The sequence below is a fragment of the Streptomyces sp. NPDC054770 genome, from assembly GCF_053611985.1.
Map to the genome: position 1 here is coordinate 35,335 of NZ_JBSHBL010000045.1, position 23,041 is coordinate 58,375.

Consider the following 23,041-nt stretch of genomic DNA (forward strand, 5'->3'; position numbering starts at 1 on the left):
AGGAGGCACGCTCCATGCCGCTGCACAAAGGTTCCCAGAAACACCAAGAGCGACCCATGTCCGTCAACCCGTTCTTCGGTGAGGCGAACCCGGTCGCCGGTATGGCCGAGGCCCCGCCCACGCACCGGCTGCCGGACGGCCCGCTGCCGCCGTCCACGGCCTACCAGCTGGTGCACGACGAGCTGATGCTGGACGGCAACGCCCGGCTGAATCTGGCCACTTTCGTCACCACGTGGATGGAGCCCCAGGCCAAGGTCCTGATGGCGGAGTGCGACGACAAGAACATGATCGACAAGGACGAGTACCCGCGCACCGCCGAGTTGGAGCGGCGCTGTGTGGCGATGCTCGCCGACCTCTGGAACGCGCCGGATCCGGCCAACACCATCGGCTGTTCCACGACCGGTTCCAGCGAGGCCTGCATGCTGGCCGGGATGGCGCTGAAGCGCCGCTGGAGCAAGCGGAACCCCACGCAGACGGGCCGCCCGAACCTCATCATGGGCATCAACGTCCAGGTCTGCTGGGAGAAGTTCTGCAACTTCTGGGAGGTGGAGCCGCGGTTCGTCCCCATGGAGGGCGAGCGCTACCACCTGGACCCGCAGGCCGCCGCCGACCTCTGCGACGAGAACACCATCGGGGTCGTCGCCATCCTCGGCTCCACCTTCGACGGGTCGTACGAGCCGGTCGCCGATCTCTGCGCGGCCCTGGACGCCCTCCAGGAGCGCACCGGGATCGACGTGCCGGTCCATGTGGACGGCGCGTCCGGCGGGATGATCGCGCCCTTCCTCGACGAGGACCTGGTGTGGGACTTCCGGCTGCCGCGCGTGGCGTCGATCAACACCTCGGGGCACAAGTACGGCCTGGTCTACCCCGGCGTCGGCTGGGCGCTGTGGCGGGACAAGGAGGCACTGCCCGAGGAACTGGTCTTCCGGGTCAACTACCTGGGCGGCGACATGCCCACCTTCGCCCTCAACTTCTCCCGCCCCGGCGCCCAGGTGGTCGCGCAGTACTACACGTTCCTGCGGCTCGGCCGGGACGGCTACCGCGCGGTGCAGCAGGCGTCCCGGGACGTGGCGACCGGGCTCGCCGACCGCATCGAGGCGCTCGGCGACTTCCGGCTGCTGACGCGGGGCGACGAGTTGCCCGTGTTCGCCTTCACGACCGCCGACCACGTGACCTCGTACGACGTCTTCGACGTCTCCCGGCGGCTGCGCGAGGGCGGCTGGCTGGTACCGGCCTACACCTTCCCGGCGAACCGGGAGGACCTCTCGGTGCTGCGGGTGGTGTGCCGCAACGGCTTCTCGAAGGACCTGGCCGACCTGTTCGTCGAGGACCTGACCCGGCTGCTGCCCGAACTGCGCCGGCAGCCGCACCCGCTGATCCAGGACAAGGGGGCGGCCACCAGCTTCCACCACTGAGCAGGATCTAGGAATCCTGTTCCAGCGCCACCAGTTCGAAGGCCGTCTTCCCGTCCAGGGACTCGCGGATGATGTCGGCGTGGCCCGCGTGGCGGGCGGTCTCGCGAATCAGGTGGAGGCAGACCCAGCGCATGGAGACCCGGCCCTCCGGCGGGAACCAGGGCTGCGGCGGGAGCGGGAAGGTGTCGTCGAGGCTGGGGACCGAGCGGATGAACTTCTCGGTCTCGGCGGCGACCTGCTCCCAGTACGCGAGCTGGGAGGCCACCGTCTCGTCGCCGACCAGCTGGAAGGTCTCGTGCCAGTTCGACTGGTCCCGCTCGATCGCCGGCGGCTCCTGCTTCGCCCGGGCGATCCAGCTCTGCTCGACCTCGGCGGCGTGCTTGAGCAGACCCGCCAGGGACAGTTCGCTCGCGCTCGGCCTGCTCGCCGCCTGCTCGTCCGTCAGGCCGAGCAGCGCCCGGCGAATGCCGCCGCGCTGTTCCGCGATGAAGGAGAGCAGTGCTCCGCGCTCGTCGCCCTGCACTTCCGCGCGAACGTGAGTGACCATGACCGGCCGCCTTTCCTCGGGTCGTGTTGCCCTGACCCGACCGAAGCTACGGGCCCTTTAGGACAGATCGCGTCCTAAAGGGCCCGTCGTGGCCGAGGAACTTCCGGAGCTAGAACGGGAAGCCGCTCCGGCCGTGCTGTACCGAGATCCACTTCAGGGTGGTGAAGGACTCCACGGTCGTCTCGCCGTTCAGACGGCCGATCCCCGAGTGCTTCTCGCCGCCGAAGGGGACGACCGGCTCGTCGTGCACGGTGCCGTCGTTGACGTGGAACATCCCGGTGTCGATCTGCTTGGCGAAGGCCACGCCCCGCTCGACGTCGCCGGTGTGGACCGCGCCGCTGAGGCCGTAGGGGGTGTCGTTGACCAGGCGTACGGCCTCTTCCTCGCCGTCGAACGGGATGAGGAAGGCGACCGGGCCGAAGACCTCCTGCCGGAGCAGGTCGGAGTCGGCCGGGACGCCGGTGAGGACGGACGGCTCGACCAGGTTGTCGGTGGTCCTGCCGTGCACCAGGGCGGTGGCGCCCTCGGCGACGGCCTGCTGGACGGTGGCCGAAACCGACTCCGCCTGCTGGGAGTTGATCAGGGGGCCGATGACGGTCTGCGGGTCGCTCGGGTCGCCGGCCTTGAGGGTCCTCACCTTGGCGACGAACTTCTCGGTGAACTCGTCCGCGATCGAGCGGTCGACCAGGACTCGGTTGGCGGCCATGCAGACCTGGCCCTGGTGGACGTACCGGCTGAAGACCGCCGCGTCGACCGCGTAGTCGATGTCGGCGTCGTCGAGGACCACGATCGCGCTGTTGCCGCCCAGTTCGAGCACCGTGCGCTTGAAGAGCGAGGCGCAGACGGTGGCCACGTGCCGGCCGACCTTGTCGGAGCCGGTGAAGGAGATGACCTTCGGGACCGGGTGCTCGATGAAGGCGTCGCCGATCTCCGCGATGTCCGTGACGACGACGTTGAGCAGACCGCCGGGCAGGCCCGCGTCCTCGAAGATCTTCGCGACCAGGGTGCCGCCGACGATCGGGGTGTTCTGGTGCGGCTTGAGGACCACGGCGTTGCCGAGCGCGAGCGCCGGGGCGACCGACTTGATCGACAGCAGGAAGGGGAAGTTGAAGGGGCTGATCACGCCCACGACACCGACCGGCACGCGGTAGACGCGGTTCTCCTTGCCGTCCACCGGGGAGGGCAGGATCCGGCCTTCGGGGCGCAGTGCCCACTGGATCGACTCGCGCAGGAACTCCTTGGCGAGGTGCAGCTCGAAGGCGGCCTTCAGACGGGTGCCGCCGAGCTCGGCGATGATCGCCTCGGTGATCTCGGCGTCGCGCTCCTCGATGAGGCGCAGGGCCTTCTCGAACACGGCGCGGCGGGCGTAGGGATTGGTGGCGGCCCACTGCTTCTGGGCGCGCGCGGCGGCCTGGTAGGCCTGATCTATCTCCTCGACCGCGGCTATCGTGATCGACGCGAGCTTCTCGCCGTCGTACGGGTTGAAGTCGATGATGTCCCAGGAACCGGTCCCCTGGCGCCACTCGCCGTCGATGTACTGCTGGGCCAGGTCGGTGAAATAGGACGACATGTGATCCCTCGATCCCCTGCTGCGACGGCAGTCGATGCGGACACCCGGTCCACATCCACATCACGGTCTGATCACGCGTCATGGTACTTGCGTCACACAGGAGTTGGGGCGTCAGTTCGATGATCTAGGGAAATCCCCAGGTGCATCGATATATCTACGACAGCTGCAGCAGCCCGCGCAGCAGGTCCCGGCTCTCGTCAGGCCCGGGGCTGTCCTGCTGGAGTTCCTTCAGTGCCTGCTCGTACTGGGCGACGTCCTCGCGCTTGTCGAGGTAGAGGGCGCTGGTGAGCTGTTCCAGGTAGACCACGTCGGACAGGTCGGACTCGGGGAAGCTCAGGACGGTGAACGAGCCGCCCTCCCCGGAGTGCCCGCCGAAGCTGAACGGCATGATCTGGAGCCGTACGTTGGGCCGCTCGGACATCTCCACCAGGTGCTGGAGCTGACCGCGCATCACCTCGCGATCGCCGTAGGGCCGGCGCAGGGCGGCCTCGTCGAGGACGATGTGGAAGTCGGGTGCGTTCTCGGCCACCAGATACTTCTGCCGCTCCAGCCGCAGCGTGACCCGCCGTTCGACGTCGGCCTCGCTGGCCCCCTTCATACCGCGCCGTACCACCGCGCGTGCGTACTCCTCGGTCTGGAGGAGGCCGTGGATGAACTGCACCTCGTAGGCGCGGATCAGATGCGCCGCGCCCTCCAGGCCGACATAGGTGGGGAACCAGGTCGGCAGGACGTCGGAGTAACTGTGCCACCAGCCCGCGACGTTGGCCTCCCGGGCAAGGGAGAGGAGCTGTTCGCGTTCGGCCTCGTCGGTGATGCCGTACAGCGTCAGCAGGTCTTCCACGTCCCTCGTCTTGAAGCTCACGCGACCCAGCTCCATGCGGCTGATCTTCGACTCGGAGGCACGGATCGAGTACCCGGCGGCCTCGCGCGTGATCCCCCGGGCCTCACGCAGCCGCCTGAGTTGCGAGCCGAGCAGCATTCGCCGCACCACCGATCCGGGCTCTCCCGCGCTCACGTTCGCCAGCCTCCCCAACCGTCTTCAGGGCCCGCAGTCTGCCACTAAAACACTTCGAGCAGTACTCGTCCGGTTACGGAAACGGAAAGCGGCCAAAGTTTAAGCGCAGGAAGTTGCAAGCAGGTAGTGAGCCAAGGACAACAAGTTGGCGGAAAAAATGGCCAACAAGCGGTACGGGAGGGTCCAATTCGGTCGCGTGCACGTGCATCTGCCCTTGCATCTGCTGTGCGCATCCGAAACCATGGTCCCGCGCCACCGCTGCATCGCAACGACCGCGAATTCCGGGGAGTGCCTCGCATGGGGACGAATGGATCGACCATGCTCAAGCCATTACGGCAGGGCCTTCCGCCGCTTGATCCCGCGGCCGTGTCCAACGCCGCCTCCTGCGCCCTGCCGGCCCGCTACGAAGCGGTGCGCGAAGCCCGCCAGTTCACCCGGAGAACGCTCGGCCAGTGGGACGTCGGCGACCGCTTCGACGACGTCTGCCTGGTCGTCTCGGAGCTCGTCACCAACGCGCTGCGGCACGCGACCCCCGGCGAGGCCGACTGCCTCGCCGGGCCGCACGGGCCGGCGGTGCGGCTGCACCTGATGCGGTGGACCGGACGGCTGGTGTGCGCGGTGCGCGACCCCAGCCACGAGACCCCCACCCCCCGTGAATCCGACGACTTCTCGGCGGAGTCGGGCCGCGGGCTCTTCCTGGTCGACTCCTTCAGCGACAGCTGGGGCTGGCACCCGCTGGCGGGCACCCTGAGCGGCAAGGTCGTGTGGGCGCTGTTCCGGCTCCAGTCCGCCGAGTGACGGACCCGGCGTCTTCGGACGCCGGGTTTCTACGCGCGTTACCGCGCGTTGTGCACCGAACGCACCGGATTGCCCCGGGTATGGCCGCCGTCAGCTCGTGATCAGGTGGTCGAACTCGCCGTCCTTGACACCGAGGAGCATCGCCTCGATCTCGGCGCGCGTGTAGACGAGCGCCGGCCCGTCCGGGAAGCGCGAGTTGCGGACCGCCACGTCGCCGCCCGGCAGCCGGGCGAACTCCACGCAGGAGCCCTGCGAGTTGCTGTGCCTGCTCTTCTGCCAGGCCACTCCGTCCAGCTGCGTGGCAGCCATGCCGTTGTACACGTCAAACCCCCCGTACACGCCGTCAACGTCGAGGTTCACAGGTCGCTCCCCGGTGGTGCACTAACTGGCTGATGTGACCATTGATGCCATTGATGCAGCGGTCAACTGACCCGGATCATAACCTTGTTCACGTGCAGATGCATGAGCAGATGCACGTGCACGGGGGGTGTTCCTGCGGTTACAGCTTTGACGTCCGCTTTACTCAACCCGTTCCAGCGTCTGCCCCAGTCTCCGCAGGACATGCGACCGCCAGCCCCCCGCCCATGATCCCTCGCGCCGACAGCCGCGCGGGACCGCCCGGATCGAATCCTTCGTGCACTAGGGAAAGACGCGTACCTCGGCTCCCGTGTTCCGGTGTCCATGTGATGGTCCGGTGAGCGAGATTGACCGGATCGGGACCGGACCACCGGACGGAGGGCATCCGCTCCCTGCCGTGGGCGAGAACCCGCACGTCGACGACGCCGGTGAAGGTCCGGCGGGGACGGAGCACCGATATGGCGAAGAAGAGCGGGAGCGCGAAGAGCGGACGAGGCGGGAGGCCGCCGCGCGGCGGGGCGTCCGCGGGGCCGGGCTGACGGAGATCCCGCCGCGGCCGTCCTCGACCGCGGCCGAGCGCCTCGGCGCCGGGCGTGAGCTGCGCGGGCAGCCGCCGGAGGCGAGCGCCTCGCGCGCGTGCGCGACGGCGGCCGGACGGACGGCCGTCCGCGCGGTTGCTTCCGTGGGTTCGCCCTGTCATGGGTGAATCCGCCGGGTCGGGCCCACAGCGGATACCTACCTGGCGCACCCGGATCCCCGTGGCGAGTGCTGGTAGCTTGCCGCTGTCGTCCGGGGCGGCCGGGCGGCCGACCCCCTAGAGCTCGGGAGCGTTGCGGTGACCACGGCTACGGCGAGTACGGCTACGACGCACATGGAGACGGCGGAGACGGCTGCGGTGGAAACGGCTGTGCCGGAGACGGCTGCGGTGGAGACGGCCGTGGCGGGCACGCGGTCGGCTCTGCGGATCATGGCCGCCGCCGCGGGGCTGGTGGGCGCGCTCGCGCTGACCGCGTGCAGTGGCGGTGACTCCGGCAGCGACTCCTCGGCCACCCCGTCGGACACGTCGTCCGCGGCCGCCACCGCCACGGCCGGTTCGGACGGCTCCACGGCCTCCTCCGACGCGCTCCAGGGCAGCTGGATCACCACGAGCGGCGGCAAGATCGTCGCCCTGGTGGTCACCGGCAAGGAGGCCGGGCTCTTCGAGACCGGTGGATCCGTGTGCACCGGGACCGCCGGCGAGGAGGCCGGGATGCGGATGATCCATCTCACCTGCACGGACGGCAGCAAGGACCGGGTCACCGGAATGGTCGACTCGGTCAGCAAGAGCGGCATGAAGGTCACCTGGTCCGGAAAATCGGGTGAGGAGACCTACACCAAGGCCGAGGGCGGCAAGCTGCCGTCGGGGCTGCCGACGGCGAGCCTTGGGCAGTAGGGCCGTATCCGGCCGTCGAGCGGTCTGTTTTCCCGGTTCCCACCGGCCTGCGCGGGGCTGTGGGAACGCGTCGTGGAGCGGTCGAGGACGGGGGCGGGCGCGCGGCGGCCGGGCCGGGGCGTGATGATGCTCGGACACCGTCACGACCTCGATGGGGATCTGCTCATGCGCGTCATTCCGCTCACCGTCACCACCCTCGCCGCCGCCCTCGCCCTGACCGCCTGCGGCAACGGCGGCTCGGGCTCCAGCGGCAAGAACAGCTCGGCCTGCGAGATCGGCAAGGTCTCCGTCCAGGTCGGCTCCGCGAGCGTCGCGCCGACCACGGGGGACACCGGCGAGGTGCCGGTGTCCATCACCAACCAGAGTGCGCCGTGCACGCTCGACGGGTTCGCCGGCGTGACGCTGAAGGCGGGCGGCACGTCGGCGGCGGTTGCCGCGCAGTCGGGTGCCAAGACCGACAAGCTGAAGCTCGCCAAGGGCGACTCCGCGACGTTCTCGGTCAGTTATGTGCGGGGCAAGGACGGCGACAAGGCGAGCCTCGCGGCGACGTCGATGACGGTGTCCCTGCCGGGGAGCGACGCGACGCAGAGCTTCCCGTGGAAGTACGGCGCGGTTGCGGGCAAGGGGACGGCGGAGGAGCCAAACGCCGCGGTGGGGACGTTCCAGCAGGCGGGGGACTGACGGCAAGGGTTCGGGGGCGGTGCGGTCGGGTTTCGGCTGACCGCGGGTGGGGGGGTTCTCGCGCCCACGCGGCGGCAGCCGCATATCGACACAGCCCCGCGCCCCCTACGGGCGCTCCCGGTCGGGATTCGGCGCACCTCCGGTGGGGGTTGAGCGCGCAGTTCCCCGCGCCCCTTACGGGGCGCCTCCTTCGGGGCGCGTTGAGGCCGGGCCCTTGAGGCTCAGGGTATTTGAGGGTGTGAGCGGACCTGGGCCTGGTCCGCTGCCCTTGTGCCCGCTGTCCAGCCGGCCTCGTCGGTGGCTCCGCGCAGGCGGGTCGTGGTGGTGTCGGGGAACATCTGGTGCATGCGGTCGGTCACGGCCAGCTCTCTCGTGGCCAGGACCGGGAGGAGGGTCTGGGGCGCCTCGGTCTCGGCCGCCCGTGCCGTCGCTCTGAGGCGGTCGCCGACGCGGTGGGCGTAGGCGGCCAGGAAGGACTGGCGGAAGGTCTTCGTACGCTTGCGGCCGCCCGCCCGCTGCGCGGCCTCCGCCTTCGTCATCGCGTGCGTGGCCTGCACCAGCAGCGAGGTGTGGAGCAGCTCGACCACCTCCAGGTCCGCTTCGAAGCCGACGACCGTGGAGAAGGCCAGCGGTTCGTTCCACACCGCGCGGCAGTGGTTGGCGGTGGCGACCGCGTCCAGCAGTACCGCCTTGGCCTGCTCGTACGGCGGCTCGACCCCGATCCGGCAGGCACCCGGAGTGTCCGGCGCGGGCGCCCCCGCGGCGAGCAGCGCCTCGTCGACGCTGTGCCGGGCCATCAGTTCCTGCGCCTTGGCGCTGAGCGCCTCCGCCTCCTCCGGGAAGCCGGTCGCCTCGGCCTTGGCGAGCAGCGCGCGGATCCGGGTGAGCATGCGGGACTCCGGCCGGTGCGCGGCCGCGCGGGGGCCGGGCTCGTCGAGGGGCTCCAGCGCGGGCAGCCGCAGCAGCAGCCGGTACAGCTCCAGGACGGCGGTGGCGTGCGAGAAGCGGTCGCCCACGCGCGCGTGGCCGTCCGCTGCCGGCAGTGCGTCCAGCTGCGCCCGCCAGCGGGGGCCGCGCGGCCGGTCGTCCGGCGCCTGCGCCCGGATCAGCCCGGTGGCGAGCCGGACGTGCGGGTCGTCCAGCTCGCGCCGTACCAGTCGTACGACGTCGGCGGGCTGCCAGCCGCGCCGCCAGGCCGCCGCGACGAACTCCCGGCCCCGGTGCGCGAGTTCCCCGTCCGCGCCGGAATCGGCCGCGAGGAGGGACGCGCCCGTGTCGAGGCCGGAGTCGGTGTCGTCGTACAGGGCGCTCTGGAAGGCTCGGTCGACGGTGGTGGGCTGGCTGCTGGTCACGTGTCGATCGTGCCATGCGGCGCCGACGGCGGTCGGCGGCTGTCCACACCCTGTGGACAACTGTCCGGTCCTCGCCGTCGGGTTCACTTTCCATCGGACTGTCAACCCACGGTTGACAGCCATAGGGTGTCAACCTATGGTTGACACATGGCTACCGACCCGAACATCACGGCATCCGTGCGCCTCGACGACCTCATCGCGGCGATCAAGAAGGTGCACCCCGAACCCCTCGACCAGCTCCAGGACGCGGTGATCGCCGCCGATCACCTGGGCGACGTGGCCGACCACCTGATCGGCCACTTCGTCGACCAGGCCCGGCGCTCGGGCGCGTCCTGGACCGACATCGGCAAGAGCATGGGCGTCACCCGGCAGGCGGCACAGAAACGCTTCGTGCCGAAGGAGTCCGCCGCCCTCGACCCCAGCCAGGGCTTCGACCGCTACACCCTGCGCGCGCGGAACGTGGTCATGGCGGCCCACAACGAGGCACTCGCGGCACGCAACCCCGAGGGCCGCCCCGAGCACCTGGTCCTCGGCCTGCTGGCCGAGCCGGACGGCATCGCGGCGAAGGCGATCCTCGCGCAGGGCGTCCTGCTGGACACCGTGCGCCAGGCGGCGACGGCCGCGCTCCCACCGGCCGCGGACGACGTCCCCGACCTCGTCCCCTACGGCCCGGAAGCCAAGAAGGCCCTCGAACTCACCTTCCGCGAGGCCCTCCGCCTCGGCCACAACTACATCGGCACCGAACACCTGCTGCTGGCCCTCCTGGAGCACGAGAACGGCGACGGCGTCCTCAGCGACCTGGGCATCACCAAGCCCGCGACCGAGGAGTACATCGCCAAGGTGCTGGGACTGCTGCGGGAGCAGAAGAACGCGGCGGCGGAGGCGGCGGGAGCGGCAGAGGCGGCGGCCGGCAAGCCGGAGGAGGGCGGGGCGGAGGCGGGCGGGGCGGGCTGAACTGTCCATCGAAACACTGAATCCGCAGGTCAGGGCGATTGTCAGTGGCGGGTGCCAGACTCGCAGCATGACCGACCGGTGGGCTCTCGCTCCGGCCGAGGACGGTGGCGTGGACGTCGCCCCCCTCGGCCCGGACGGGCTGCCCGCCGGGCCGGTGCGGCGGGAGCCCGATCTCGCCGGGGCGGTCAGGGGCCGCCCGGAGGTAACACGCTGGGTGTGGCGGTCGACCGCCGAGGTCTACCCGCGTCTGCTCGCCACGGGGGTGCGAGTCGAGCGGTGCTACGACATCGAGGACGCCGAGACACTTCTGCTGGGCCACGAGGGACGGTCCGGCGAGCCGCACTCGGCCGCCGCCGCCCTGGCCCGCCTCCGCGGCGGCCCCGTACCGCCCGACCCGCCGCCGCGCGCGGCCGAACCGGGCGCGCAGTCCCCGCTGTTCGAGCCGCAGGGCACCGCCCGCCTGACGCTCGACGAGTTGCTCGCGGTCTACGCCGAGCAGCAGCGCCGGCACGACCGGGCCGAGCACCCGGACCGGATGCGGCTGCTGACCGCCGCCGAGTCGGCGGGGATGCTGGTCGCCGCCGAGATGAACCGCGCGGGCCTGCCCTGGAGCGCCGAGGTGCACCGCGAGGTGCTGCGCGAACTGCTCGGCGAGCGGTACGCGGGCGGCGGCGAGCCGCGCCGGCTGGCCGAGCTGGCCGACGAGGTGTCGGCCGCGTTCGGCAGGCGGGTGCGCCCTGACCTCCCGGCCGATGTGGTCAAGGCCTTCGCCCAGGCCGGGATCAAGGTGAAGTCGACCCGCCGCTGGGAGCTGTCGGGCATCGACCACCCGGCCGTGGAACCGCTCCTCGAATACAAGAAGCTGTACCGGATCTGGGTGGCGCACGGCTGGAGCTGGCTCCAGGACTGGGTGCGCGACGGCCGGTTCCGGCCCGAGTTCCACGCGGGCGGTACGGTCACCGGGCGCTGGGTGACCAACGGCGGGGGCGCCCTCCAGATCCCCAAGGTGATCCGGCGGGCCGCGGTCGCCGACCCCGGCTGGCGACTGGTCGTGGCCGACGCCGACCAGATGGAACCGCGCGTACTGGCGGCGATCTCCCGCGACCCCGGGCTGATGGAGGTCGCCGGGCGGGAGACCGACCTCTACCAGTCCGTCTCCGACCGCGCCTTCTCCGGCGACCGCGCGCAGGCCAAGCTCGCCGTCCTCGGCGCGGTCTACGGCCAGACCTCCGGCGACGGCCTGAAGAACCTGGCCGCGCTGCGCCGCCGGTTCCCCAAGGCGGTGGCCTACGTCGACGAGGCGGCGCGGGCGGGCGAGGAGGGCCGGCTGGTGCGCACCTGGCTGGGCCGGACCTGTCCGCCGGCGACCGGCGCGGGCGACGGCACGGAGGAGGCGGGGATGCCCCAGGAGGAGCCGGAGGAGCAGGCGGCCGAGGGCTGGGTGCCGGGGTACGCCTCCACCAATTCCCGGGCCCGGGGCCGTTTCGCGCGCAACTTCGTGGTCCAGGGCAGCGCCGCCGACTGGGCCCTGCTGATGCTCGCGGCACTGCGCCGGACCTGCGCGGACATGGCGGCCGAGCTGGTCTTCTTCCAGCACGACGAGGTGATCGTGCACTGTCCCGAGAAGGAGACCGAGACGGTCGTGGCGGCGATACGGGAGGCGGCCGACCTGGCGGGACGGCTGACGTTCGGGCAGACGCCGGTGCGGTTCCCGTTCACGACGGCGGTGGTGGAGTGCTATGCCGACGCGAAGTGAACAGCCGGATCAGGCACATCAGTCGGGCCGGTCGGATCGGTCGGTTCGGTCGGTTCGGTCGGTTCGGTCACCGGGTGCCAGCAGGTCGCGCAGCTCGGCGAGGACGTCCGGCTCGTCCGTGCCGTCCAGGGCGGTGAGGGCCTCGCGCCAGACGCCGTACGCCTCGCCGGCCCGCCCCTGCTCGCGCAGGAGCAGACCGAGCTGGTGGCGGGCGAGACCGCCGCTGTAGCGGTCGGCGCGGGCGTCGGCGCGGTGCAGGAGTTCGGCGCACTCGCGGTGGGCGCGTTCGGTACGGCCGAGGGCGCGCAGCGCACGGACCAGGCCGAGCCGGGTCTGGGACTCGCCGTGCCAGTCGCCGTGGCCGCCGAGGATGCGCAGGCTCTCCTCGAAGTGCGCGGCGGCGGCCGCCGGTTCGCCGAGGCTCAGGTGGGCGTAGCCGATGTTGCAGTGCGCCGAGTGCTGCAGGATGACGGCGCCGATCGCATCCCCGATGGCCAGTGAGCGCCGGTGCTGCTCGATGGCTGCGCGCGGGTCGGTGTGCTCGTGGAGGTTGCCGAGGTGGCTGTGGGTGACGGCCTCGCCGTAGGGGTCGTTCAGCTGCCGGGAGTAGTCCAGGCTCTGCCGCAGTGCCTCGCCCGACTCGTCGTACCGGCCGAGCCCCTCGAGGAGCAGCCCCCGGTTGTTCAGGCCGCGCCGGATCCAGGACGCCTCGCCCAGCCGCCGCCACAGGGCCAGCGCCCCGTCGGTCAGGGCGAGGGCCTCCCGCTGGCGGCCGGTCAGGAAGCGCAGGCCCGCGAGGTCGCCCAGGGCGTAGGCCTCGGCGGGTTCGTCGCCGAGGCGCCGGGCGGCGGCCAGGGCGGCGGTGCCGAGCACCTCCATCTCGGCGACCCGGCCGCTGCGCAGGACGTAGGGGTAGAGGAGCCGGACGAGCGTGGAGAGGTAGGCGCTGATCCGTGTGTCGGCGGTGTCGGCGTACCGCGCCACCAGGGCGACGATGTTCTCCAGCTCCATGTCGCCCCAGGCGAAGGCGTGCTCGGCGTGCTCGAACGCCGGCAGAGCGGCGGCGTACGGCTGGTGTTCGGGAGGCTGGGCGGTGGTGGGACGGCGGCGGTCGCCCTGGTCGAGTCCGGGTTCGAGGATCGCGACCAGGGCGCGGTCGGCGACGGCGGCGAACCAGCGCAGGGCGGTGAGGGCGGCCTCGGTGCGATCGGTGCCGCCGGCCCCTCCGGCCAGCTCGCGGGCGAAGTCCCGCACCAGGTCGTGCGGGGTGTAGCGGCCGTACGCGGTCTCCTCCAGGAGGGCCACGTCGACCAGGCGGTCCAGGGCGGCCTCGGCACGGCGCTCGTCGGTGCCGGTGAGCCGGGCGATCAGGGGGGCGCCGTAGGTGGGCAGGTCGAGGGCGCCGAGGTGGGGCAGGACGAGGGCGGCGTCGCGGTCGGGGGCGCGGTCGGAGGCGGCGAGGGCGTCATGGGCGACGGCGAGGGAGCGCCGGACGCTCAGGTCGTCGTATTCGAGGTGCCGCAACCTGTCCTCGTTGGCGGCGAGTTGACCGGCCAGTGCCTCGGGGGTGAGGGCGCGGCGGGCGGCCAGCCGGGCGGCCACGACGCGGAGGGCCAGCGGGAGCCGGCCGGTGAGGCCGACCAGGGGGTGACCGGCGTCGATCTCGTCCCGCCCGCTGACCGCGCGCAGCAGCGCGGCGCTGTCCTCGCCGGTCAGCGGCCCGAGCGGGAAGCGGTGGGCACCGTCGAGCGCAGTGAGCGGCGAACGGCTGGTGACGATCACGGCGCAGCCGGGGCCGCCGGGGAGCAGCGGCCGTACCTGGGCGGCGTTCGCGGCGTCGTCGAGGAGCAGCAGGGTGCGGGTGGGGGCGAGCAGGGAACGCAGCAACGCGGTGGCGGCGTCGGGGTGTTCTGGGATGTGCCGGGGGTCGGCGCCGAGGTCTCTCAGCAGCGCGGCGAGGGCCTGGCCGGGGGCGAGCGGGGGCATGCCGGGGGTGGCGCCGTGCAGGTTGACGTAGAGCTGGCCGTCGGGGAAACGGTCCCGCAGGTGGTGGGCGACGTGGAGCGCGAGGGCGCTCTTGCCGACGCCGGCCATGCCGCTGATGACGGTGACGGCGGGGGTGAGAGTGACCTTGGCCTCGGCTTCGCCTTCGGCGTGTGTTGTCTTCCCACCCGCACCACCCATGACAGTTTCGTAGTCGGGTGCGGGTGGCCCCTGTGGGGCGAAATCACCGTCGGCGGCTGCGGGGGGATGGGGATCGGTGGGGGCGGGGGTCAGTCCCTCGCGGGTGGTGGTGCGGTCGGTGAGGTGGGCCGGGGGCGGCGGAGTGAGAGCGCTGGCCGACTCCTCGCAGGCGGCGGTGCGGTCGACGGAGCGGGACGGGAGCGGCGGAGTGAGAGCGCTGGCCGACTCCTCGCGGGCGGTGGAGTGGGGCGGGGGTGGGGGAGCCAGGGCTCGGGTCAGCTGTTCGGCGGCGGTGATGCGGCCGGTGAAGTGTGCTGGAGGTGGGGGGAGTTGGGCGGGGCGGGGGGACGGGGAGTTGTCGCGCGTAGATGCAGGGGTGGCGGGTCCGGCCATGACTCCGGCGGACTCCGCTCGTTCATCGGTGCCTTCGGCTTTCGGCCGACGGCTCGTTGACGCGCCCCTCAGGGGCGCGGGGAACTGCGCGGCCAGCCCCCACCGGCCCGCACCCGCCCCGCCCCCGGCACCTTCGTCCGGCGCACCCTCGTCCGAGGCCCCTCCGCCGGACACGCCTTCGGACGGCGCCCCCTCCCCCGGCAGTCCCTCCCCCACCGCACCGCTCCCCCGCAGCACCTCCACATGGGCCCGGCGTACCGACGGGCCCGGTTCGATGCCCAGTTCGTCTCTCAGGCGGTTGCGCAGGTCGCGGTGGACGGCGAGGGCCTCGGCCTGGCGGCCGGTGCGGTGGAGGGCGAGCATCAGCTGGCGGTGGTAGGCCTCGCGGAGCGGATGCTGCGCGACGAGTGCCGCCAATTCCGGTACGACCCCGCCCAGTCGGGACCCGCCGAGGGCGAGCTCCGCGTCGTAGTACCACTCCAGCAGAAGCAGCCGGGCCTCCTCCAGGCGCTGCACGAAGGCGAAGCCGCCGAATTCCGCGGGGAGGCCGCCGAGCGGGCTGCCGCGCCAAAGCGCGAGCGCCTCGGCGCAGGCGCGCAGCACCGGCGCCCACTCCCGCCGGCCGTGCGCCGCGCGCGCCTGGGCCACCCGGGCGTCGAACACGTCGACGTCCAGTTCACCGTCGTCGACACGCAGCAGATATCCGGGCGGTACGGCCCGCAGCCGTTCCGGGTCGTCGAGGAGACGGCGCAGCCGGGCGACGTGGTTGTGCAGCGAGGCACGCGCCGACACCGGGGGCGCCCCGTCCCACAGCGCCTCCCTGAGCGACTCGACGGAGACCACCCGCCCGGCCTCCAGCAGCAGCGCGGCAAGCAGTGCGCGCACCTTGGGGCTGCCGATGGGGCGTACGCCGGACGCGTCGTAGAGGACCGGAGGTCCCAGCAGTCCGAACCGCAGCTCGTACCGCCGCATCACTCCGCCCATCGCCTTCCCGCACGGCGGAGGTACCCGCCGGTCCTGGGTCCTGGCGGAATTCCATCCCGGAGGGGATGACTTCCCGCCACCTTCTCTGTGCCGGTCGGAGCCGGAATCCGCTGGGTTTCCGGCCTGCCCCCGGAGTCGTACGACGGCTTCAGGCCAACCGGTTCGCGACCTCCGGGAGAACCGCTGGCCACATGTTAGCGATCCGTTGGCGAGCACTGATGTGATCTTCGCATCGGACCGGGTCCGACGGCGCACGCGTAGATCGCGTAACTCGGGGGAGTGTCGCCGCAGGCCTGGATCCGGGGACGCGAGAGGGTTCCGGTCGGCGGAGGTGATCGACCGGGGCCCTCGTCCCGTCTCCGGAACGGACTCCGGGTCAGACGACGGGTGGGCGGCCCAGGCGCGTGAGTTGCCAGACCGTGCGCCAGCGCATGGGTCGGCGTTCCCCGGCCGGTTCGCGTATTCCCTCGACGAAGCCCGCGAACCAGGCGCGCAGGCCGCCGCCCGACCGGGTGCGCAGCAGCGTGATCAGTATCCAGACGCCCAGGTGGACCGGGATCAGCGGCAACGGCAGCCGACGGCGGGTCAGCCAGACCCGGTTGCGGGCGGTGACCCGGAAGTAGACGGCATGCCGGGCGGGTGAGGTCCTCGGGTGCTGGAGGAGCAACTCGGGGGCGTAGAGGATCCGCCAGCCGGCGTCGGCGGCCCGCCAGGCGAGGTCGGTCTCCTCGTGCGCGAAGAAGAACTCGGCGGGCCAGTCGCCGGTTTCGGCGAGCATGTCCATGCGCAGGGCATGGCCGCCGCCGAGGAACCCGGTGACGTAACCCCCGCGCATCGGATCGGCGTTGCCGACGCGCGGCACGTGCCGACGCTGGGTCACACCGCGTTCGTCGGCGATCCGGAAGCCGACGATGCCGAGGCGGGGTTCGGCGGCGAACAGATCCCGGACCTGCCGGAACACCTCGACGTCGACGAGCACTCCGTCGTCGTCGAGTTCGACGACGACGTCCACGTCGCCGAACGCGCGCAGGGCGGCGATGGCGACGTTGCGGCCGCCGGGACAGCCGAGGTTGTCCTCGACCTCGACGGTGGTGACCTCGCCGGGCAGGTCGAGGCGGCCGGCGAACTCGGGCAGCCGGCACCCGTTGCCGATGATCACGATGCGGTCGGGGGCGAGGTCCTGCTTGGCGACGGACTCGAGCAGGGCGTCGACTTCGTCGGGACGGTTCCCCATGGTCACCACGGCGACCCCGAGCCTCGGCTCCTGCATGCCCCTCACCCCATCCGGCCGACGGCGGCAGCCGCACCTGTCCCCAGGATGGTCATTGTTCACCAAGACGTCACCACAGGTAGGTCGATACTCCATAAATGGGCCTGTCCCGTGGAGGCGCGCGGACGCTCTTTGCGCACCGGACGGGAATGCTCCGGACACGGCAGCGGGAGGCACCGCTCCGGGGCCGCACGGCGAGGCGTCACGGGTAAGGCTGCTCGGCCCATATGACCTTGCCGTCGCCGGTGTACCGGGTGCCCCAGCGATGGGTGAGCTGTGCGACCAGGAACAGACCCCGGCCGCCCTCGTCGGTGCTCTTGGCACGGCGCAGCCGCGGCGAGGTGCTGCTGCCGTCGGTGACCTCGCAGACCAGCGCGCGGTCACGGAGCAGTCGTACCTGGATCGGCGGACCGCCGTAGCGGATGGCGTTGGTGGCCAGCTCGCTGACGGCCAGTTCGGTGGCGAACGCCAGCTCCTCCAGCCCCCAGTCGGCGAGTTGCCCGGTCACCGCCGAGCGCAGACCGGAGACGGCGGCCGGGTCGACCGGCAGGTCCCACCGCGCCACCTGCTTGCCGTCCAGGGCGCGGGTGCGGGCGACCAGTAGCGCCACATCGTCCTGGGGACCGGAGGGGAGGAGTGTCTCCAGCAGTGTGCGGCAGACCTGCTCCGGGGTGCGGGCGGGGCCGGCGAGCGCATCGCGCATCGCGGTGAGCATGGTGTCGGCGTCCCAGGAGCGGTCGCGGCGCAGGCCGTTGGTGAAGAGCACCAGCTCACTGCCTTCGTCCAGTTCCACGTCGACGGTCTCGAACGGACCGCCGCCCAGGCCGAGGGGCGGCCCGGTCGGCACTTCGGGACAGTCCACGGTTCCGTCCGGGCGGACCAGCACAGGCGCCGGGTTCCCGGCGTTGGCCATGGTGAGGCGCCGGCTGGCCGGGTCGTAGACCGCATACAGGCAGGTGGCGCCCGCGATCACCTCCCCGGCACGTCCCCGGCCCTCCTGTTCGAGTTCGAGGCGTGCGACCAGGTCGTCGAGATGGGCGAGGACCTCGTCGGTCGGCAGGTCGAGATCGGAGAAGTTGCGCACCGCCGTGCACAACCGCCCCATGGTGGCCGAGGCGCGTACTCCGCGGCCGACCACGTCACCGACCACGAGTGCCACCCGGGCCCCGGAGAGCGGGATGACGTCGAACCAGTCGCCGCTGGCTCCGCCGCGCGCGGGCAGGTAGCGGTGGGCGACCTCGACGGCGTTCTGCTCGGGCACCTCGTGGAGCAGCAGGCTGGTCTGCAGGGCGAGGGCGGTGGTGTGCTCACGGGTGTAGCGGCGGGCGTTGTCGATGCAGACGGCCGCGCGGCTGACGAGTTCCTCGGCTAGTGAGAGGTCGTCCTCCTCGAAGGGGCCGGGCTGTTCGGAGCGGTAGAAGCTGACCACGCCGAGGACGACGCCCCGGGCGCGCAGCGGCACGGTGATGAGCGAGTGGATGCCGGCCTCACGGATCCGGGCGGCGCGGGCCGGATCCTGGGCGGTCCACCCGGGCGCGGCGTTCAGGTCCGGTTCGAGGATCGACTCCTCGGTGGTGAGGCTGGTCGCCTGCGGGGTGGCCGGGGCAGGTGTGATCAGTGTGCCCACCTGGTGCAGCGACGAGTTCGGGCGGACTCCCCTGAGCGCGACCCGGCGGGTCGCCTCACCCGGGCCCGGCGGCTCCTCGCCGCCCAGCACGGCATCGGGCAGATCGACGGCGGCGAAGTCGGCGAACTTCGGGACCACGACCTCGGTCAGCTCCTCGGCGGTACGCGTCACATCGAGAGTGGAGCCGATCCGGCACCCGGCTTCGGTGAGCAGCGACAGACGCTGCCGGGACAGCAACGCGAGCCGCCCCACGCCCGCCTCGCCCACCGCGACCAGCCATCGGGTGGCGGTCGGCGGCGAAGGCGGCGGGGCGGTCGGCGGCCAAGGCTGCGGGGCGGGCGGTTCGCGGGCGCCGGAGCTGCCGGCCGGTTCGACGATCGTCTCGGCCGACCTCTTCGCCGTGGAGTCCAGGCGGCGCAGCGCACCGTCGGGCAGTACGGCCTCCACCGCCAGCCCGGTCATCCCGGTGGGGCTGTGCACCGGTCGGCTCAGCAGGATGGCGACACGGCCGTGGGCGAGCCTGGCCTCGGTGAGGCAGGTGCGTCCCGCGGAGATCATTTCGGCCGCTTTCTCCAGCAGGAGGATGCGGTCCCGCTGCTCCAGCCGGTCATCAGGGAGCAGCCCGGTGCAGACCGGCTCACCGGACCGGCCCGACCCGGCCCCCGCTTGCCGGCGGGCCCGCAGAAAGGAGAGCAGCAGGGCCCGTTCACGGCCCCTGATCTGCCCGAGCAGGCGCTGTTCGATGGCCTCCGCCGTCTGGCTGACCAGGTCCAGCATGGCCGCCTCGGCGTCCTTGTGGTCGCAGGTCAGGTCCAGCGCCCCCAGGATCCGCCCGCTGAGCGGGTCGCGGATGGGGGTGGCGGCGCAGGCGAAGGGGCGCATGATGTCGGCGTAGTGCTCGCGCCCGCAGATGAACGACGGGCGCCTGGCCGCGAGCGCGGTGCCCATCCCGTTGGTGCCGACGCCGGGCTCGGGGAAGCCGAAGCCGGGCGCGAGCTGGATGGTGTCGAGGAAGCCGTTGAGCGAGGGTTCGCCGACGCGGCGCGCCAGTACCCGCGCCTGCTCGTCGCAGAGGGCGATGCAGACCTTGATCCCGGAGACCTTCGACGCGAGATCGTCCAGGACCGGTCCGGCGAGCTGGTCGAGCAGGCCGCCGAAGTCCAGATCCCGGTGGTAGAGGACATCGATGTGATCGGCCGCGACTCCCCGCGACTGGGATCGCTGCCAGGAGCGCAGTACCGACTCACGGACCCTGCCGCCCACCGGACGCTTGCCGAGGAAGCGGTCATGCGCGTGGCTCAGAGCTTCGGTGTCGTCCCACTCGACCGCCACTTCGGCCTGCTTCCCGATCCCGGGCGACGCCCGGGACCACTCCGCACAGCACGTACCAGATAATTTATTATATCGTTACTTTTCATCCCAAGTTACCCACGAGAACGAGAACGAAAAAACCCCGGGCCAGATTCCTGACCCGGGGTTCAAACGGAGCCGCTTTCGGGATTCGAACCCGAGACCTACGCATTACGAGTGCGTTGCTCTGGCCATCTGAGCTAAAGCGGCGCGTCGCCCGCACTATGGTGCGATCAGCGACGTCGGTAAGTCTACACAGTTTCGGGGGGTGCTCCGAACACGCCCCGGAGCGGTGGCGCCGGGGTCGGCCGCAGGGGTCATGAGCAGCGCTTTCCCGCTGTCGGCGGGGTGCCGCTGAGGAGGTAGTTGTCGATCGCGGAGTCGATGCAGGTGCTGCCCCGGCCGTAGGCGGTGTGGCCGTCGCCGACGTAGGTGAGGAGGCGGGCCGAGGAGAGCTGGCGGGCCAGGGACTGGGCCCAGGGGTAGGGGGTCGCCGGGTCGCGGGTGGTGCCGACCACGACGATGGGGGCGGCGCCCTTCGCCTTGATCCGGTGCGGCTCCCCCGTCGCCTTCACCGGCCAGTACGCGCAGTTCAGCGACGCCCACGCCAGGTTCGGGCCGAACACCGGGGACGCCTTCTCGAACTCGGGCAGCGCCTTCTCGACCTGCTCGGGGCTGGTGAAGGCGGGCGGTAGGTCCAGGCAGTTCACCGCGGCGTTGGCGAACATCAGGTTCGAGTAGCGGCCGTCGGAGTCCCGCTCGTAGTAGCTGTCGGAGAGGGCGAGCAGACCCGCGCCGTCGTTGTCCTTCATCGCCGCGCGCAGGGCGTCACGCAGCTGCTCCCACTCCGCCTGGTCGTACATCGCCGCGATCACGCCGGTCGTCCCGAGGGACTCGGTCAGCTTGCGGCCGTCCGGGTCGCCGGTCGGGACGGGGTGCGCGTCCAGCTTCTGGAAGAACGTCCTGAGGTTGTCGGCGATCTGCGTCGGCGTGCTGCCCTTGTCGCCGAGCGGGCAGTCGGTGCGCTTCGCGCAGTCCTTGGCGAAGGACTGGAACGCCGTCTCGAACCCGGCCGTCTGCTGGAGGTTCAGCTCGCGCGCGGACAGGGACGGGTCCATCGCGCCGTCCAGCACCATCCGGCCGACCCGCTCCGGGAACAGGCCCGCGTACGTCGCGCCGAGGAAGGTGCCGTACGACGCCCCCACGTAGTTCAGCTTCGGGTCGCCGAGCACCGCCCGCAGGATGTCCATGTCCCGCGCCGAGTCGGCGGTGGAGACATGGCGCAGCAGCTGCGCCGAATGCGTCCCGCAGGCCTCCGCGAACGTCTTGTACTCCCCGACCAGCCGGTCCGTCTCCTTCTGGTCGTCGGGGGTCATGTCGGTCTCGGTGAACGTGTCCATCTGCCGCCCGCTCAGGCACTTGACGGGCTCGCTGCGGGCGACTCCGCGCGGATCCACGGCGACCATGTCGTAACGCGCCCGTACCTCGGCGGGGTACCCGATGCCCGCGTACTGCTGGAGGTAGTCCACCGCCGAGCCGCCCGGCCCGCCCGGGTTGACCAGCAGCGAGCCGAGCGGCTTCGCCTTGCCGGTCGCCTTCTTCCGGGCGACGGCCAGCCGGACGTCACCGGCGCCGGGATCGGCGTAGTCCAGCGGTGCCTTCATCGTGGCGCACTGGAAGCCGGGGACTCCGCAGTCGCGCCAGGTGAGCTTCTGGTCGTAGTACGGCGTCAGCGCGGACGGCGTCGAGCGGGGCAGCGCGGCCAGCTGGGCGATGCCGGCCGACGTGGAGGCCGACGTCGACGTCACCGCGCTTCCCGAGGAGGAGCACGCGGAGACGAGCAGGGCGGCGGCCGAGAGCAGGGCGGCCGCCATGGTCCGGGGGTGGACCCGGGTCCGAATCGGGGCCTGGCGGGGCATTCGCCTGATGTGCATCAATCGAGCGTAACGCCGAGAAATGATCTCCGTGGGGTGCGCGACGACTGTGGCTCGTACGGGTGACCCCGGTCAACGCCGTGCATCCGACCGCCGGCGCCCGATCGCCGGACGCCTGGCGCCTGGCGCCTGATCGCCTGTGCACCGCCGTGCGCCCGATCGCCTGGTACCCGTTCCCGCACCGGGTGGCCCCGCGGGCGTCGTCAGCCCGCTCTGAGCGCCATCGTCATCGCCTCCACCGCCAGCAGCGGCGCCACATTGCGGTCGAGGGCGTCCCGGCAGGCGGCGATCGCCTCGATCCGGCGCAGCGTGGCCTCGGGCGAGCCGGCCCGGGACAGTCGCTCCAGGGCGTCCTCGGCGTCCGCGTTGGCGATCGCGACCCTGGACCCCAGCTGGAGGGCGAGGACGTCGCGGTAGAAGCCGGTGAGGTCGGTGAGGGCGACGTCGAGGCTGTCGCGCTGGGTCCTGGTCCGGCGGCGCTTCTGCATGTCCTCCAGGTCCTTCATCACGCCCGCGGTACCGCGCGGCAGCCGCCCGCCCTGGACCGCGCCGAGCGCCGCCTTCAGCTCCTCGGTCTCCTTGCCGTCCATCTCCTCGGCGAGCTGTTTGGCGTCCTCCGCCGCCGCGTCCACCAGCTCCTGGGCGGCCTTCAGGCAGGCACCCACCTCGTCCAGCCGCAGCGGCAGCTTCAGCACGGCCGCGCGGCGCTCGCGGGCTGCCGGGTCGGTGGCCAGCCTGCGGGCCCGGTCGACGTGCCCCTGGGTGGCGCGGGCGGCGGCCTCCGCCACCTGGGGCTCGACGCCCTCACGCCGGACGAGCATGTCGGCGACCGCCGCCACCGAGGGCGTGCTCAGGTTCAGGTGGCGGCACCGGGAGCGGATCGTGGGCAGCACGTCCTCCAGTGAGGGGGCGCAGAGCAGCCAGACCGTACGGGGGGCGGGCTCCTCGACGGCCTTGAGGACGGCGTTGGCCGACTTCTCGTTCAGCCGCTCCGCGTCCTCGACCAGGATGATCTGCCAGCGGCCGGTCGCCGGGGACGTGTACGACTTGCGGACCGTGTCCCGCATGTCCTTGACCAGGATCTCGGCGCCGACGGCGGCGACCGTGTTGACGTCGGCGTGAGTGCCGACCAGCGCGGTGTGGCAGCCGTCGCAGAAGCCGCAGCCGGGGGCGCCGCCCAGGGCGCGGTCCGGGCTCACGCACTGGAGGGCGGCGGCGAAGGCGCGCGCCGTCTGGTTGCGGCCGGCGCCGGGCGGGCCGGTGAACAGCCAGGCGTGCGTCATCTTCGACGACTCCGGCGGCGGCTGGTCGGCCGCGGCGGCGGTGACGAGGGCGTCGGCGTCCCGGGCGGCGGCGGTGAGCACCTCACTCACCCGCTCCTGCCCGACGAGGTCGTCCCACACGGTCATGGGTCACGCCACC

The 23,041-nt window shown here is 71.9% G+C and carries 16 protein-coding genes and 1 tRNA gene; 6 read left to right on the forward strand and 11 right to left on the reverse strand.

The genetic code is table 11. The features are described from left to right. The first annotated feature begins 14 nt into the window (after positions 1-14). The gene (locus tag ACWGKQ_RS32305) at positions 15-1,415 is read left to right on the forward strand and encodes a glutamate decarboxylase (protein ID WP_453295549.1); all 1,401 of its coding nucleotides are present in this window, start codon (positions 15-17) and stop codon (positions 1,413-1,415) included. Between the two features lie 7 nt (positions 1,416-1,422). On the opposite strand, the gene ACWGKQ_RS32310 is transcribed toward ACWGKQ_RS32305, so the two are convergent. The 3 genes from ACWGKQ_RS32310 to ACWGKQ_RS32320 all read right to left on the reverse strand — a co-directional run bounded on the left by ACWGKQ_RS32310 (position 1,423) and on the right by ACWGKQ_RS32320 (position 4,511). Further along, a complete protein-coding gene (locus ACWGKQ_RS32310) occupies positions 1,423-1,962 on the reverse strand; it encodes a DinB family protein (protein WP_453295550.1) in 540 nt (179 codons plus the stop codon). A gap of 109 nt (positions 1,963-2,071) precedes the next feature. Next, positions 2,072-3,532 (reverse strand): aldehyde dehydrogenase family protein, encoded by a 1,461-nt coding sequence (locus ACWGKQ_RS32315; protein ID WP_453295551.1) that lies wholly within the window; start codon positions 3,530-3,532, stop codon positions 2,072-2,074. 154 nt (positions 3,533-3,686) lie between these two features. After that, complete coding sequence (locus ACWGKQ_RS32320; RefSeq protein WP_453295586.1) at positions 3,687-4,511, reverse strand: helix-turn-helix domain-containing protein; 825 nt, start codon at positions 4,509-4,511, stop codon at positions 3,687-3,689. A gap of 354 nt (positions 4,512-4,865) precedes the next feature. On the opposite strand from ACWGKQ_RS32320, the gene ACWGKQ_RS32325 reads away from it, so the two are divergent. Further along, a complete protein-coding gene (locus tag ACWGKQ_RS32325) occupies positions 4,866-5,345 on the forward strand; it encodes an ATP-binding protein (protein WP_453295552.1) in 480 nt (159 codons plus the stop codon). A gap of 90 nt (positions 5,346-5,435) precedes the next feature. Here the strand turns inward: ACWGKQ_RS32325 and ACWGKQ_RS32330 are convergent, their stop codons facing one another. Further along, positions 5,436-5,654: a DUF397 domain-containing protein gene (locus ACWGKQ_RS32330; protein ID WP_089100703.1), complete on the reverse strand. Its 219-nt coding sequence runs from the start codon at positions 5,652-5,654 to the stop codon at positions 5,436-5,438. Between the two features lie 1,015 nt (positions 5,655-6,669). On the opposite strand from ACWGKQ_RS32330, the gene ACWGKQ_RS32335 reads away from it, so the two are divergent. Both ACWGKQ_RS32335 and ACWGKQ_RS32340 read left to right on the forward strand, forming a co-directional pair. Then, positions 6,670-7,134 carry a hypothetical protein gene (locus tag ACWGKQ_RS32335; protein ID WP_453295587.1) on the forward strand — a complete coding sequence of 155 codons (465 nt, stop codon included), beginning with the start codon at positions 6,670-6,672 and terminating at the stop codon, positions 7,132-7,134. 165 nt (positions 7,135-7,299) lie between these two features. Next, positions 7,300-7,815: a DUF4232 domain-containing protein gene (locus ACWGKQ_RS32340; protein WP_453295553.1), complete on the forward strand. Its 516-nt coding sequence runs from the start codon at positions 7,300-7,302 to the stop codon at positions 7,813-7,815. Between the two features lie 221 nt (positions 7,816-8,036). On the opposite strand, the gene ACWGKQ_RS32345 is transcribed toward ACWGKQ_RS32340, so the two are convergent. Continuing rightward, positions 8,037-9,167: a DUF2786 domain-containing protein gene (locus tag ACWGKQ_RS32345; protein ID WP_453295554.1), complete on the reverse strand. Its 1,131-nt coding sequence runs from the start codon at positions 9,165-9,167 to the stop codon at positions 8,037-8,039. A gap of 147 nt (positions 9,168-9,314) precedes the next feature. On the opposite strand from ACWGKQ_RS32345, the gene ACWGKQ_RS32350 reads away from it, so the two are divergent. Continuing rightward, the gene (locus ACWGKQ_RS32350; protein WP_453295555.1) at positions 9,315-10,121 is read left to right on the forward strand and encodes a Clp protease N-terminal domain-containing protein; all 807 of its coding nucleotides are present in this window, start codon (positions 9,315-9,317) and stop codon (positions 10,119-10,121) included. 67 nt (positions 10,122-10,188) lie between these two features. Continuing rightward, on the forward strand, positions 10,189-11,877 hold the full coding sequence (locus ACWGKQ_RS32355; RefSeq protein WP_453295556.1) for a bifunctional 3'-5' exonuclease/DNA polymerase: 1,689 nt from the start codon (positions 10,189-10,191) through the stop codon (positions 11,875-11,877). An 18-nt stretch (positions 11,878-11,895) separates the two neighbouring features. On the opposite strand, the gene ACWGKQ_RS32360 is transcribed toward ACWGKQ_RS32355, so the two are convergent. The 6 genes from ACWGKQ_RS32360 to ACWGKQ_RS32385 form a co-directional block, all read right to left on the reverse strand. Further along, entirely contained in the window at positions 11,896-15,438 is a 3,543-nt protein-coding gene (locus ACWGKQ_RS32360; RefSeq protein WP_453295557.1) for a BTAD domain-containing putative transcriptional regulator, read from the reverse strand. A 376-nt stretch (positions 15,439-15,814) separates the two neighbouring features. Next, positions 15,815-16,708 carry a glycosyltransferase family 2 protein gene (locus ACWGKQ_RS32365; RefSeq protein WP_453295558.1) on the reverse strand — a complete coding sequence of 298 codons (894 nt, stop codon included), beginning with the start codon at positions 16,706-16,708 and terminating at the stop codon, positions 15,815-15,817. Positions 16,709-16,910: 202 nt separating this feature from the next. After that, complete coding sequence (locus tag ACWGKQ_RS32370; RefSeq protein ID WP_453295559.1) at positions 16,911-19,667, reverse strand: SpoIIE family protein phosphatase; 2,757 nt, start codon at positions 19,665-19,667, stop codon at positions 16,911-16,913. Between the two features lie 154 nt (positions 19,668-19,821). Continuing rightward, positions 19,822-19,895, reverse strand: a tRNA-Thr gene (locus ACWGKQ_RS32375). 107 nt (positions 19,896-20,002) lie between these two features. Beyond that, on the reverse strand, positions 20,003-21,619 hold the full coding sequence (locus ACWGKQ_RS32380) for an alpha/beta hydrolase (RefSeq protein WP_453295560.1): 1,617 nt from the start codon (positions 21,617-21,619) through the stop codon (positions 20,003-20,005). A gap of 203 nt (positions 21,620-21,822) precedes the next feature. After that, complete coding sequence (locus ACWGKQ_RS32385) at positions 21,823-23,028, reverse strand: DNA polymerase III subunit delta' (protein ID WP_453295561.1); 1,206 nt, start codon at positions 23,026-23,028, stop codon at positions 21,823-21,825. Positions 23,029-23,041 lie beyond the last annotated feature (13 nt).